The organism is Streptomyces sp. NBC_01320 (assembly GCF_035974375.1).
GTDB lineage: Bacteria > Actinomycetota > Actinomycetes > Streptomycetales > Streptomycetaceae > Streptomyces > Streptomyces yanii.
The window spans coordinates 235,768-249,713 of the sequence record NZ_CP108390.1; the positions used below are offsets into that span (position 1 = coordinate 235,768).

The 13,946-nt window shown below is 68.8% G+C and carries 10 protein-coding genes and 5 pseudogenes; 6 read left to right on the top strand and 9 right to left on the bottom strand.

Annotated elements, in window-relative coordinates; genetic code table 11:
- Positions 1-2 precede the first annotated feature (2 nt).
- The 7 genes and pseudogenes from OG395_RS01235 to OG395_RS01265 form a co-directional block, all read right to left on the bottom strand.
- Positions 3-1,373: pseudogene (locus OG395_RS01235) on the bottom strand (NAD(P)/FAD-dependent oxidoreductase); the annotation flags it as partial.
- Complete coding sequence (locus tag OG395_RS01240; protein ID WP_327241212.1) at positions 1,370-1,597, bottom strand: ferredoxin; 228 nt, start codon at positions 1,595-1,597, stop codon at positions 1,370-1,372. The pseudogene OG395_RS01235 and the gene OG395_RS01240, both read right to left, overlap by 4 nt.
- A 656-nt stretch (positions 1,598-2,253) precedes the next feature.
- A complete protein-coding gene (locus OG395_RS01245) occupies positions 2,254-3,546 on the bottom strand; it encodes a cytochrome P450 (RefSeq protein WP_327241213.1) in 1,293 nt (430 codons plus the stop codon).
- A 555-nt stretch (positions 3,547-4,101) separates the two neighbouring features.
- The gene (locus tag OG395_RS01250; RefSeq protein ID WP_327241214.1) at positions 4,102-4,440 is read right to left on the bottom strand and encodes a DUF6529 family protein; all 339 of its coding nucleotides are present in this window, start codon (positions 4,438-4,440) and stop codon (positions 4,102-4,104) included.
- Positions 4,441-4,672: 232 nt separating this feature from the next.
- Positions 4,673-5,161, bottom strand: coding sequence for a hypothetical protein (locus OG395_RS01255; protein ID WP_327241215.1), 489 nt, complete (start codon positions 5,159-5,161; stop codon positions 4,673-4,675).
- Positions 5,162-5,163: 2 nt separating this feature from the next.
- Entirely contained in the window at positions 5,164-5,403 is a 240-nt protein-coding gene (locus tag OG395_RS01260; RefSeq protein ID WP_327241216.1) for a hypothetical protein, read from the bottom strand.
- A gap of 45 nt (positions 5,404-5,448) precedes the next feature.
- Complete coding sequence (locus OG395_RS01265; RefSeq protein WP_327241217.1) at positions 5,449-5,625, bottom strand: hypothetical protein; 177 nt, start codon at positions 5,623-5,625, stop codon at positions 5,449-5,451.
- A gap of 107 nt (positions 5,626-5,732) precedes the next feature.
- On the opposite strand from OG395_RS01265, the gene OG395_RS01270 reads away from it, so the two are divergent.
- Positions 5,733-7,118: an ATP-dependent DNA ligase gene (locus tag OG395_RS01270; RefSeq protein WP_327241218.1), complete on the top strand. Its 1,386-nt coding sequence runs from the start codon at positions 5,733-5,735 to the stop codon at positions 7,116-7,118.
- A gap of 32 nt (positions 7,119-7,150) precedes the next feature.
- Here OG395_RS01270 and OG395_RS01275 read toward each other — a convergent pair.
- Positions 7,151-8,237 (bottom strand): annotated as a pseudogene (locus tag OG395_RS01275) (IS110 family transposase); the annotation flags it as partial.
- 276 nt (positions 8,238-8,513) lie between these two features.
- Here OG395_RS01275 and OG395_RS01280 point away from each other — a divergent pair.
- The 4 genes and pseudogenes from OG395_RS01280 to OG395_RS01295 form a co-directional block, all read left to right on the top strand.
- Positions 8,514-9,716, top strand: a complete 1,203-nt coding sequence (locus OG395_RS01280; RefSeq protein WP_327241219.1) for a M14 family zinc carboxypeptidase — start codon at positions 8,514-8,516, stop codon at positions 9,714-9,716.
- An 11-nt stretch (positions 9,717-9,727) separates the two neighbouring features.
- The gene (locus OG395_RS01285; protein ID WP_327241220.1) at positions 9,728-10,759 is read left to right on the top strand and encodes a M14 family zinc carboxypeptidase; all 1,032 of its coding nucleotides are present in this window, start codon (positions 9,728-9,730) and stop codon (positions 10,757-10,759) included.
- 76 nt (positions 10,760-10,835) lie between these two features.
- Positions 10,836-11,135, top strand: a pseudogene (locus OG395_RS01290) (IS5 family transposase); the annotation flags it as partial.
- A 261-nt stretch (positions 11,136-11,396) separates the two neighbouring features.
- Positions 11,397-11,642, top strand: a pseudogene (locus tag OG395_RS01295) (transposase); the annotation flags it as partial.
- Between the two features lie 625 nt (positions 11,643-12,267).
- Here OG395_RS01295 and OG395_RS01300 read toward each other — a convergent pair.
- Positions 12,268-13,068, bottom strand: a complete 801-nt coding sequence (locus tag OG395_RS01300) for an SAM-dependent methyltransferase (RefSeq protein ID WP_266993504.1) — start codon at positions 13,066-13,068, stop codon at positions 12,268-12,270.
- 519 nt (positions 13,069-13,587) lie between these two features.
- On the opposite strand from OG395_RS01300, the pseudogene OG395_RS01305 reads away from it, so the two are divergent.
- Positions 13,588-13,863 (top strand): annotated as a pseudogene (locus OG395_RS01305) (DDE-type integrase/transposase/recombinase); the annotation flags it as partial.
- Between the last annotated feature and the right edge of the window lie 83 nt (positions 13,864-13,946).

Sequence of the window (13,946 nt, forward strand, 5' to 3'; positions counted from 1 at the left end):
GCCGTGACGCGGCGCTCACCCCGGTCATGGCCTGTGACCACCACCGTGGCGCCCTGCGCGAGCAGGGCGGGGCCGGGGAAGTCGACGGGCACCGGTTTCATGTCGGCCGGCTGGTCCGGCGTGGAGCAGGGGGGCGGGAAAGGTGCGGCCGTCTCGATCAGCCGTCGGTAGTGGTCCAGCCACTTACCGTTGTTGAAGCTCACGGCAGCCGTGACCCGGCCCCGATAGCCATATGCGGTGACGAAACGGTGGTCGTCCAGCGATCCCTGGGTGACGACCACCTCGTCGGCGAAGGTCGGCACGCCGACGGACTTGATGTTGACGCCGAACTGGATCGACCAGAACAGCGGGATGGACAGGTGGGGCCAGCGGTCCGCCTGGGCACTGACCATGTTGTGTGCCGCGACCTCTGCCTGCTCCACGGCGTTGGCCCAGTGCTCCAGTGAGATGAGCCGGTATTCGTAGATGGGGTTCGGGCAACGTGCCACGTCTCCCGCGGCGAAGACGTCGTCGGTGACGCGGCCATTGATGTCGAGGGCGCGGCAGCCCGTGTCACAGGTGATTCCCCACACGCCCGCCGCCAGTCCCGACTCCCGCAGCCACTCGGTGTTGCGGATGCTCCCGAGTGCCACCACCGCCACATCGGCGTCGACCGTACTGCCGTCGTCGAAGTGAGCACGGCGAAACCGTCCCTGCGCGTCGCCCTCCAGCCGGGCAACCTTGACACCGCATCGCAGGTCGACACCGTGAGCGCGCTGCATGTCGGCCGCAACCTCGCCGATCATGGCGCCGAGCGCCCCGACCAGCGGGGCCGGCGCGAGTTCGGCGACGGTCACCGGGATGTCCCGCTCGCGGCAGATCGAGGCGATCTCGGAGCCGGTGAATCCCGCACCGATGACCAGCACACGGGAGGGCCCGGCGGCGAGGGCCCGCTGCAGGCTCTCGGCATGCTCGCGTGTACGTACGACGAACACTCCGTCCAGGGCCGCCTCGGACTCAACGAACCACGGCCGGGCCCGTACCCCGGTAGAGATCAGCACCCGGTCGAAGGGAACCTCGCGTCCGTCGGCGAGACGCACGTGGTTCGTCGCGAGGTCCAGCCCGCTGGCGGGCACGCCCAGCAGCCACTCCGCATCGATGCCACGACGGCGGGGCAAAGCGGTGCCCCCGGCCAGCACCCACCCGGTCAGTACTTGCTTGGACAGGGGAGGCCGGTCGTAGGGCTCGCCCAACTCGTCACCGATCATGGTCAACGATCCGGTGAAACCCTCGTCTCGCAAAGCCTCCGCGGCCCGCAGCCCCGCCAGCGAAGCCCCGACGACCACGATGCGGCCATCGCGCTTGAACGCACGCAGGCTGTCGGCACTGGTCATGACGCCGACGCCTCCGCCGGTGCGTGCCGCGCCTCCAGCTGGTCGACCAGGATCGCCTGGACCGGGCAGGCCGCCGCAGCGCGTAGCACCTGGTCGCGCTGGGCGTCGTCGGGGTTCGGGTCGTACATGAGCGCTTCCTCACCGTGCATCCGGAACGCCTCCGGAGCCAGGAACGCGCACTGTGCATACCCCTTACATCGGGAAAGATCAACGACAACTTTCACCCCGACCTCCACAGGGAGTGGGAGCTGCAGACCCTCAAGCCGGCGCCACTCCGGCGCGCAACGAGGGAGGATCCGGCCGCTGCCCACCCCTCGAAGTGCGAGGGGGTGCACCGCGCTCGTCGGGTCTCCATGGAAAGAATTGATCATCGCGGCTAAGGTGATCGGCGCCTGACTAGAGACGTATCCCTCGTTGCGGCTGCATTTTGGCTACGTGAGCGACGCTCTTTTGGATTGCCGTTTCGACGGAAACCGTGTGGCACGGTGCTCCGGAATACCGTGAATCAGCCTAACAGCGACACCGATACCGGCGAGCGCAATGGCCCGGGAGACGAACGCCTGACATCCAACGTTGACATCAACGACGCTGGACAGCGGCGTACCTTGGTAGAGGACCGGCGTACGCGGCATGGCAGCGAGACGCCGAGTCTGCAGAGGTCGGATCGAACTCCTAAAGCAATTTGCGGGAACACGTTTTCTTCGCCGGCTGGCACCACGACCTCGTCATGATGGGCATGCTCGCCGACGAGTTCGACCGGCGACACACGATGAGCGAACCATAAGCTGGTCATCCAAGCGTGTGCGGAACGGCACTCGAACTTTGTCAACGTTCGCTGTTCGCGGGCTGAGGCGGCCTGTCACCGAAAGCGGGACTGCCCTCAGCTGCGCAAGGTGGCACGCAGGCGCAAGCCGACAGTTGCGAGACCTTCGAAGGTGGCGACCTGGTAGCTGGGTTGCGGTCCGGGCGGCTCGCTCAAGTGGTAGCAACGGGCGGTCTGCGCAGTCAGGAGCGTCAGCATCGCCATGGCCAGAGCGGCTCCCTCGCAGCCATGCGGCCCGGTACCGAAGGAGAGGAAGACCCCGGGTTTCGCCGGCGAGCCCGAATCATCGAGCCAGCGCTCGGGCTGGAACCGGTCCGGCTCGGAGTGTTCCCGTGCGTCGCGGTGGGCGGTGTAGGGGCAGACGAGAACGGTGGACCCGGCGTCGATGGTGTAGTCGGCGAGCTGAGTCTGTCGCGGGGCGCGCCGGGTCAGTAGCCAGCTCGGGGGGTACAGGCGGAGCACCTCGCGTACCAGTGCCTGGGTGTATTGCAGGCTGTCGAGGTGGGTGCTGGTCGTCGCGGCCGGGTCCGCGGGCAGCAAGGCGGCTTCGGCCGCGACGCGGCCCGCTGCCTGGGGGTGCCGGGCCAGGTGGAGCAGGATCCATCCGGCTGCCCGGGAAGGTGTCTCGAAGGTGGCGACGGTGATTCCGGGGAGAGTGTCGAGGATGGCCTCTTCCGGCAGTAGGCCGTAGCGGGAGGAGGGCTGGAGCATCTGTCCCAGCACGTCGTCACCGAGCCGGCCCGATGAACGGCGCCGGCGGACGATGGGCCGCAAAGCGTTGGTGAAGGCGACTTGCTGCCGTGTGCGGAACCGCCGTGCCGGTGTGGGGATCCAGCGCGGCCATACCCAGCGCGAGGGGCGTACGAGCACCTCCCGGGCCACGAAGAGCTGTGAGGCAAAGGGCAGCAGGGTGGGAGCGTCCTCGGAGAAGAGGTAGCGCACGCCGATCTCTGCCAGGGCGTGCCGGACCGGGGGCAGAATCTCGACGTCCTGGCCCGTGGGCCACTGGTCAACAAATCGAGCGGTCCCGGGCGCTATCTCACCGATCCGGGCTGCAACCGCCTGCGGGCGCAGTCCGCGCATGCGGGCGGCGTGAGCGTGCGCACGCTCCTCAGACGTCGGTGCTCCGCTCGACCGCTTCAACGGCGGGAAGAGAGGCGAGGGCACCTTGGGGAAGTCCCGTGCGCGGCGCAGGACTGCCTGACACGGCCCGGCCGCAGCGGCTACGTAGACACCCGGCTCCAGCTGCCAGACGTCCCCGCACTCGTCAGCGCCACGGCGCGCGAGTGCCAGCCGGTCGCGGCTCCAGGCCGCGAAGCTGCCTTCGGGCAACCGCGGCGGCTCATTCATTCGGCCCATGGGATCGCCCCTGACTCTCGTACCTGTCCAGGCCGATATCGTCGGCAGCGTGGCCGGGAGCCGGCGGGCGCCCGGGGGCTCCCGCCGGCAGGGCGGTCAAATCCTGTCATCGCCGGTGTGCGTGGCCCAGTCGTGGCCGCCGTACGCACCGTAGTTGCGGGTGAAGGACAGCTTGCCGAGCAGCTTGGCGATCATGGCGCACTCCTCTCACCTGTCTTCAGCACCATGTATTTTAAGTGCCATTTTTTTCATACATGCCCTATATGTCATCTTAAGGGCGTCAGCCGCACGCACGGATATAAGGCGCGTACCTGCGGGCCGGGCCCGCAGGCGGTCGACGTCGCCCCGGCGCTGAGGGGCGGTGCCGCCCCCGGCCGCGAGGTTCGGCGGCGCCGGGCACCTCAAGACCGGCGGCACCAACGCCCCGAAGGAACGGAACGGCTTTCGCGCGAACCGGTCACCTCGCACCTCGGGAAGGCGGCGGGTTGGCGAGCTGCGACCACTGCCGATAGTGGCCGACAACGGCACCGAACCGGCGCCGTCCGCCTACAGGCCGGGCGCCCGGTAGCCGCCCAGGTACCAGAACGCCGCCGAGTACCAGACCAGGGCGATCACCGTAACGAGCGCGCCACCGGCGAGCGGGAGCGCCCAGCCCGGCCAGCGGCGGTGGCGCACTACGACGACCTTGGCGACGACGGCCCCGTAGAGAAAACAGCCGGCGAGCGAGTGCAGCGCCTCGCGGGTCCCGGTCAGGCTGACGCTGTGGGCGATGATGCGCTGCTGGGCGATCGGGACGGAGAACAGGAAAGCGACCATACCGATCAGGCGGTGCACGGTGGGCACCGGGTGCGGCGCGGCGCGCAGGCCGGGCAGTCGGCCGTACATCCACAGCGCGAGGGGCAGCTAAATCAGCGCCAGGCCCAACCGAGCGCTGCCCAGCTGGGCCTTGAGCAGGACGACGGCGTGGCCGTGCACCCCGAAGAGGCTGCGCCGGTACTCCGGGGTGTGTACCCGGCCCTACCAGAGCAGGGCGGCGGTCACCGCCAGGGGCAGCAACAGCCACAACAGCCCAAGGAGCTGCCGGGATTCGGTGCGCGGGGCAAGGCGTGGCATGTGATCAGCCGCCCACGCCGTCGGCCTTGTCGCCCCGAGGAGCGCCGGCCCGAGTGGATGTAGAGCGCGGCGGGCCGGTGATCAGGAAGCCGGCGAGCGAGGTCACGGCGCCTACGGCCTCGGCGATCGCGCTGGCGGTCTTCTTCGGCCACCAGGCCGGCTCGTACATGTTCGGCAGCGGACCCAGAGCGCCCACGTTCACGTACCGATAGAGCAGCACGGCGCCCAGGGCGGAGACGGACACCAGGAAGGCGAACGCCCACACCGGCCGCCGGCGACCGAGGAGCAGGACCAGCAGCGCGGCCAGGGACGCCACGGCGGCTTCGAGGCGGAACAGCGTTCCCTGGCTGATCTGCTGCCCGATCGGATCGAAGGCGTGGGCGAGGTCGGCGTGCACGTAGGCGTTCACCGCCAGGGCGGCTGCGGTCACCACTTGGAGCAGCACACGGGTGATCGTGTTGCGGCGCGGGCGGTCGCCAGGTCCGGCAGCCATCGCTACTGCCCGGTCGCGCTTGCTGCGGCACTGCCGGGCGCTGGGGACGCCGTGCCGTTCCCGCCGACCCGGAGGTGGGTGTCCATGCCGAGTTCCTTGTGCTTGTCGATGGGACTCGGACTCCCGGTTGGGGCCAGGGCCGAACCGCTGGAGCACGCAGTGGCAGCGGTCAGCGCGGCGAGTGCCAGGAACCGCAGTCCAGCGCGGGCGCCACGCGGGGATTCGAAAACGTGCACGGCCATGTTTCGGGGCCTCCCTTCCTCGACGAGACTGGTCCAAGTTTCCGATTACGCCAACGCCAACACTCGCCCCGCGCGGGCCATCACCCAGTCAGGCGAGGATGTGCCCGGGGCACGCCCCAGATCCTTCGACAGCAGCGCGGTGCCGACCTGGTTGTCGTGGGCGCCGGCGGTCATCACCACGACCGCGATGATCAGCCCTGTCGCGCAGGTCGTGGTGCTCACCCCAGGTATGCAAGGGCTGAGCCTGGCATCCGAAATGCTCGGCGCCCCTCTCCGAGACGACCAGGGCTGAGTCGCACGCTCCCAGAAGCCGTCATGTCGGTGGCCACGTGTCTCATGAGACACATCGAAGTCTGGAGAACGACGGGCACCGAGTTGTCCTGCGGCGCACCGATGACACCGTGATCCTGTACGCCCAGTCCGGGAGGGTCGTCACGCCGTACTGGATGGACCTGGCCCTGGCCGGCGTGGCACTGCGGCCGGGCACGGTCCTCGATGGCGAGGCGGTGATCTGGCGGGATGGGCGGCTCGCCTTCGGAGCGGCTCAGTCCAGGGCCGCGTCGTCCGTGACCCGGGCCCGCGCTCTGGCCGCCCGGCACCCGGCCTCGTACGCCTGCTGGGATCTCATGCAGCACCCCGACCCGGCGATCGGCGACACCCGCCCCCTCCCCTACACGGAACGGCGCGCCCTGCTCCTCGAACTGCTCGCCGAGGTCGGCCCGCCGATCCAGCCCGTACCGGCGACTGACAACCGGGATGTGGCGGAGCACTGGTACGAGGCACTCCAGGAGCAGGGGCTTGAAGGAGTGGTGGCCAAGCAGGGCGCGGCCGCGTACCCGTCGGGGCGCCACGGGTGGGTGAAGGTCCGCCATGCCGACACCGTCGACGGATTGGTCGTCGGGTTCACGGGGCCCAGGCTCCGCCCGCATCACCTGGCCCTGGTGGTCGGCGACGAGGACAGCCAGGTACGGCTGTCGGCCCGCCTCGAGCCCGTCCTCGCCGCCCACATCGGTACCGCCCTGGCGGGCACGGAAGTGATGGGCGAGCGACGAACGGAGCGCGAGACATACACCCGGATCCAGACCGACCTCACGGTGGAAGTCCTGGCGGGATCGGGTCGGCACGGAACGCTCACGGTGGTAAGGATTCCCAATGATTCTTGTCAACCAGTGAGCCCTAAGCTGCGGCTCATGGAATCGTTGATCGCTGCCGTCCGCGAACAGGACGAAGCTGCCCGTTTTCTCGCTGGGCCGGGTGACTTCGACCTGGACCGAGGCGACCATGTCGAGGAAGTCCACCTAGCCTCGGGCGCTGCGCTGGAGGGCTTCGCGGGCGACGGCGCCGGGGGCACGTATTTCTTCTGTGGCGAAGGCGGCGAGGAACGTCCTGTCCTGTATGCCGACTCCGAAGGAGGTTCGGCTCTGGTTGCGATCGGCCTGCCCGAGCTCCTGCGGCTGCTGCTGGTCGCCCCGTGGTGGCGAGGCTGTCAAGCGTTCACGGCCGAGGAGAGCCGCAAGCTGGCAGACGAGTACCTGGAGGACATACCGGACCTCCTGGCCCGACGAGACTATGCCGCCGCAGCCCTTGGCCTCGATCTTTCCACCGAGGCAGTTGTCCTGGACCGCCTGCGGGAGGTGGCCCTCGGAGTCGGAGAGGACTTCGTCCTCATCTTCACGCCGGAGGGTTATCCCTACGAGCCTCTGATCAGGGCCTGAGGTGCACCGTGGCAGCAGCAGAGCGTGCCGTCTCACGCCGACGGGGATCCGGTGGCGAGTTCGCGCTGAGGTGGCTGGGCCTTGAAGGTCCGCTGATCACGTATGAGGGCCCAAAGCACGTCGAGGCGGCGCCGGGCGAGGGCAAGGACAGCCTGTTTGTGGCTCTTGCCCTCGCTTCTCTTACGGTCGTAAAAGGCTTTGGATGTGGGGCAGAAGCGGGCGGCGATCTGGGCAGAGAGGTAGAAGACGCGCAGGAGTCGGCGGTGGTAGCGGTGTGGTCGGCGCATGTTGCCGCTGATCCGGCCGGAGTCGCGTGGGACCGGTGCGAGACCGGCGACCCCGGCCAGGCGCCCCGAACTACCGAAAGCGTCCATGTCCCCTCCGGTGCAGGCGATGAACTCTGCCCCCAGAAGTGGGCCCATTCCGGGCATGCTGACAATCACTTCCGCGTCGCGATGCTCACGGAAGCGGGCAGCGATCTGCAGGTCGATGTTGGAGATCTCCTCGTCCAGCGCCAGAACGGCCCTGGCCAGGGTGTGGGCCACAGCTGCGGCCGTGGCCTCCCCGGCGACAGCGGTGTGTTGGGCATGCGCCGCGGCGACTGCGGTGTCTGCCAGGGCCTGGGCGCCGCGCACTTTACGGTTCTTCAACCAGCTCGCCAGTCGGTTCGGACCGATCCGGCGCAGGGCAGCCGGCGTTTGGTAGCCGGTCAGCAGCACGAGGGCACCCTTGGATGCGGCGTAGCCGAACGCCCGCTCCAGAGCGGGGAAGTACTCCAGCAGCTGGGCCCGCAATCGGTTGATGGCCCGCGTGCGGTCGGCCGTCAGGTCGTAGCGGCGAGCGGTGAGGATCTTCAGGTCCACCGCGATCTCGTCCCAGTCCTGCAGGGGCTGCAGGTCCCGGCGCATCCGTGCCTGGTCGGCGATGACGTAGGCGTCCTTGGCGTCGGTCTTGCCATCCCCTCGGTAACCGCGTGAGGCATGGTGAACGGTGCGGCCAGGGATATAGAGGAGTCGTTGGCCGTGGCTGGTGAGCAAGGCGATCAGCAGGGCGGCTCCGCCCGCGTTAAGGTCGTGCCCAGGTCACCGGTGCGTCCTCGGCCAGTGCGAGGACGTCGCCTCGTCGTGAATGCGGCGCCGCCACCGACGGCAACGAGCCCGACGGCCGAGCGACCACCCCGGGCCGTCCCGCCCCGACTGGCGCCCCAGCGCCTCGATGACCGGCCGGGCCGATGCCCGTTCCTGCCCCGATACAGCAGTGAAACCAGAGGATGCTGATGCCTTGTCATGCACGCTGCCAGGAATCAGACTGGGCCGACAGACCGTGATCGCTGCAATCGTTCTTGTCGGAGAGGACCGGGGGGGATCCCTCCCATCGACCGGAAAGCGAGAGCACATGCGTCGACGCACGATCCTGGCCGGGATGGCAGGCCTCGGGGTGGGGACGGTTCTCCAGCCGTCGGCCTACGCGGAACCGCAGTCGCGGCCCAACGGGCCGTGGATCCAGCCGGAACAAACAGTCCAGAAAGCCGCATTGACGGCGAACTCCGAACTCGGCCCCAAACTCCAGAGCATCGCGGCCCGCTCGAAGGGCAGGATGGCCGTGGAGGTGGCCGGTCACTCGGCCGGCGGCTGGCCCATCCATCTCATACGGTTCGGCGAGCCCGCCGCCGGCAAGCTCCCCGTACTGATCCAGACCCAGATCCACGGCGGTGAACCTCTCGGCACCGAGGTCGCGCTGCATCTGATGCAGACGCTCGCCACCAGCTCGCATCCGACCGTCAAGGCGATCCTCGACCGGCTCGCGGTCTGGTTCATCCCGCGGCTCAACATGGACGGCGCCGACTTCCGGGACGCCGACGGCTTCCTCGTACAGCGGCGGCAGAACACCCAGCGCTGGACACCGCAGGAATGGGGACTCGCGGCGGGCACACCGGCGCCGTGGTATCTGCCCCGTACGCTGCTGGAGCCCGGCCGGGTCTCCGGCTACGACATCAACCGCGACTTCCACCCGGATCTGACGTTCCGGCTGAAGCCTGGCGACGAAGGCCTGTTGCCCGGACGCTCCGAGCTGCCGGGCTTCTTCGTAACGCCCGAGGCGCGCACCTCCGCGGCGGTCTTCCAGCGGATGCGGCCGAAGGTCTTCATCGACCACCACCACCGCGGCAGCAACACGCAGTCCGACACGGACAACCAGCTCACCACGCTCCAACTGGTCGGCATCGTCACCAAGGGCACCACCGGGTATCCGCTCGACCCGGCCGCCCGCGACCTGGGCTTCCGGGTCAATGTGCTCGTCTGGGACACCCTGCGCGCCCTGGGCCAGTCGGGCTTCGGAGGCATCACCCGCTACCCCGACGTCGAACTGCCGGGCACCGCGCTCGGATCGTACGCACTCAACGGCGCCGGAATCATGCTCTACGAGACGCGCTCGGTGGCCCAGAAGTCCATGGGCATGCTGATCCGCCAGTCGCTCATCGGGATGGGCACCACGCTCGAGAGCCTCGCCACCGGTGGCATCCAGAACGTCGACCCGGCCCGCTACTACGACATTCCGCCGGCCGGCCCGTCCATCGGCAATCCGCGCGACGACCTGTGAGGGAGGCACCCATGATCGGACGACGCACACTGCTCGGCGCTGCCGGCGTGCTGGCTGCCGGACTGGCCGGCGTCTCCACCGCCTCGGCGGACCCGGCGCATCTGCCGGGCGGGCCCTGCATCCAGCCGGACCAGAACGTCAGCCTGGCCAGCGTCGCGGGATACGACGACGTGGTCCGGCAGCTCGACCGTATCGCCCGGACCTCGCACGGACTCGTCAATGTCGGAACGGGCGGTCTGTCGGGCGAGGGACGCGAGCTGCTGTACGCCACCGTCGGCACTGGGCCGACCGTCTTCTGGCTGCAGGCCCGTATCCACGGCAACGAACTGCACAGCACCGAGGCCGTCCTCCAGATCCTCGGGCACCTGGCGAGCGGCGACCCGGCCGCCCGCCTCATCCGCGAGAAACTCACCGTCGTCGTCCTCCCCATGTACAACCCGGACGGCGCTGAGGCCAACATCCGCCAGAGCACCACCCCGACCCGTACCGACCTCAACCGTGACTGGGAGAACTTCGTCCAGCCGGAGTCGGTCGCCTACTGGAAGCTGTGGCGCCGGACCGCCCCGCAATTGAGCCTCGACCTGCACCACATGGGTCAGGCCCCGGTGGTCGCGGGAACGAACGACCTCAACCAGTTCCAGATCGGAGCCCGTTCCATCGCCCCGTCCCGGATGACAGCCGAACAGTGGCTCACCAACCGGCAGATGGCCATGGCCAGCGTCGACGCGCTGGACCACTACGGCCTGGCCAATGTCGCCCACTACCCGCTCATCGACATCACCAACGCCGTCTTCAGCCGCATGCTCATGGGTGGCACGGCCCCCGCCGGCGAACAGCCGGTGCTGCACACGCCGACCAAGGGCGCGATCTTCTACGAGGTCCGCTCGGTCGGCCAGAAGAGCAACGGCCAGCTGGAACGGCTCTTCACCATCCCCACGATGGCGGTTCTCACGGCAGCCGCCGACGGCTCCCTCGGCTCGTACGACGTCTCAGGCTACGGAAGTCTTCCGTTCGCCGTGCAGGAGCAGTGCGGCGGCAGCTGACGACTGCCGGACGCGGGTGGGCCTCGCCCCACGGCGCGGGGGCCACCGCACTAGGCCGTGTCTCATAATTGATCTTGTGGTGGGGCGAGGAGAACTGACAGACGCAGCCTGGTCGCGAATAGAGCCGTTGCTGCCGAAGCGTGACGGTGCAGGCCGCCCATGGCGGGACCACCGTCAGGTGGTCAACGGGGTGCTCTGGCGGTTGCGGACGGGTGCGCCGTGGCGTGATCTGCCGTCGCGGTACGGGCCCTGGCAGACCGTTTACCGGCGTTTCACCCAGTGGGAGAAGGACGAGGTCTGGGCGAAACTCCTGGAAGAAGTCCAGGTCCGCGATGACGCGGTGGGACCGACGGCCCCGGACACGAGCGTGAACCGTCCGCCCTTCTCCCGCACCAGCCAGCCCCGCTTCTCCAGCGCATAGGCACGGTGACGGATCTTCTCCACCTCGCTCTTGATCCCCGCATCCCGGCCCACCATGCGCGTCAACTCCACCCCGCTCACCGGCCCCGACGCGGCCACCACCGCGGCGAACACCTCCCGATACACGCCACTGAGCACCTCCTCACCCATGCCCGACCGCCACACCGGCGGCCGCTCGGCATACCCCGCGCCGGAGCCGCCCGATCCCCCAGCGGCAGTGGAGATCCGCAAGATCGTGTGCACGACGAACGCGATCGAGAGCGTCAACGCCCGCATCCGCAAGACTGTCCGGGCCCGTGGGTACTTCCCGAACGACCAGGCCGCTCTCAAGTGCGTCTACCTGGCCGTGATGAGCCTGGACCCCACGGACACCGGACGCAAACGCTGGACCATGCACTGGAAGGCCGCACTCCAAGCCTTCGACATCGCCTTCGATGGCCGGCTCACCGCCGGACGCCGCTAGAAAACACTGACCGAGTCCCACCGTTCGCTGTACAGACCCGCGGCAGAACGGCGGGCAGGCTGTGGCCGATCTCTACCCGGTGCGTGCCTTGGGTCACGGCCTTCGCGGTGGCGCACAGATGCGCCGTGCTGCCGTCCTGGGTGAACGATTCGACGCTGTACTCGGCGCCCGGGGCACAGCCCTGAATCAGGACGCGCACATCGGTCGGCATGCCGTACGTGCCGCGCGGGGCGCGGGCCGCCGACCTGATCTCCCGCCACGAGGGGGGCTGACCGCCGGGGCTGCTGACCGCGACCGGTCGGGCGCTGACGAGGCGACCGCCGCCCCGTCACCGCCAGGACCCTGCCCGTGCCCTCGCGGACGGGCGGCAAGTTTCGCGCACCGAGCCCCGGTTTACGCCCGTGGCCCGGGGAGCAGCACTCGTACTCCAAGGGCCCGTTCACCGGTCCGATGTACGGCGTGTGGCGCACCTACCGCTCAGGCGGGACCGGGGCGGCGGCCGGTACCGCGTCGGCCTTCTTGCCGGGCAACGTCAGCACGGGGAGGCTGACGTCCGGGAGGCCGCCGCGGCGACGGGGCAGGGGCCTTGCTGGCTGCGCCCACGGCCTCGGCGGAACGGAGGCAGCTACCGCTTGGCGGCCACGAATCCCCACTGGTCGACCGGTTCGCCGACGACAGGCTCTTCGGGGCGCCACAGGCTGATCGAGCCGAAGCCCGGCTCCACCAGCTCGAGTCCGTCCGCAAAGGTCCCCATGACCTCCCTGGGACGCGAGATGTACGGCATGGCGCCGCCACTGGCGTACTCGTCGGACCCGGCCTGCGTCTCCGGAGTCTCGATGGTGTCGCACAGCATCAAGTAGCTGCCCGCGGGCAGCGCGTCCAAGTAGCTGCGGAGCAGCGCCGCGGCCTCGCCCGAGTCGGCAACGTGTCCCAGCGTCGAGAGCACCATTACGGCCACCGGCCGGTCGAGGTCCAGCGTCCGGGCGGCCTCGCGCAACACAGTCTTCGCGTCCGTCAGGTCCGCGTGCACATAGTCCGTCGCCCCTTCAGGCCGGCTGGTCAGCAGGGCACGCGCGTGAGCCAGGACGATCGGGTCGTTGTCCACATACACGATGCGTGCTGTCGGCTCGACGTCCTGGGCGACCTCGTGCGTCGCGTTCGCGGTCGGCAGACCTGTGCCGAGATCCAGGAACTGGCGCACCCCGGCCTCACCGGCCAGAAAGCGCACCGCTCGCGCCTGGAATGCCCGCGAGGCGCGCGCTATCTCGATGATCTGCGGGTACAGCTCCTCCATCGTAGCCCCGAGCCGACGGTCCACCTCGTAGTTGTCCTTGCCACCCAGCCAGTAATTCCACACCCGCGCAGAATGCGGCGTGCCCGTTTCGATTCCGTCCACCGGCGTCCGGATGCCTTGCTCGTCAGTCATCGGCCCTCTTCGTGTCGCACATCGGTTGCGCGGACGGCATTCGTACCGCGCACGCCCATGCTTCCTCACCAGCATCGTCCGCACCAGCCCGACAAGGGAGTAACTCCCTTGTCGGGCACGGACGCAGAACGGGGCACACCCCGTCCGGGAAGAGCGCGCGGTGCACTCGTGCCGACCGTGCATCAGGCTGTCGAGGATCACCGGGGTGAGACCGGCGCCCGGAAGAGCTCGGCAGTTTGTTCGGGCGTCACCAGGCACTCGGACCGGCCTTGGCTTGAGCCGCCCGCCGAGTGATAGGCCCTTGTGCCGGCCATTCCCTGTCAAGTTCAGCGTGTTGAAACTTGGGGTCGTGTCTGAGGGCCGACAGCTGGCGGCTGTCGGCCCTCAGGGATGAAGAGGTCAGCGGGGGTCCAACTCTCGCCGCGCGTCCCGTCGCGCGTCCAGGGACGTCTTGAGAACAGCGGACCGCGGCCTGCCAGTCAGCAGGATCTGCGTCCCTGCCGCGATCAGGCCGCCGAGCGGGCCCCGGACCTCCTCGACCGCGACTTCGTCGCCAGTGCCCCCAACCGCTGCTGGGTCGCCGACTTCACGCACGTCGCCACCTGGAACGGGGTCGTCTACGTCGCCTTCGTCGTGGACACTTTCTCCCGTCGCATCGTCGGCTGGTCCGCCTCCACCACCAAGGAGACCAGGCTCGTCCTGGGCGCCCTGGAGATGGCGCTGTGGCAGCGCGACCGGGACGGATTCCCGCACGCACAGGGCGAGTTGATACATCACTCGGACGCGGGGTCGCAGCCCAGGTTCAAGGAGTCGTCGCAACACTTCCGTTTTGTGTTGATTGTAGATGACTGTTGAGAGTCTCGGAGGGTGTTCTCCAG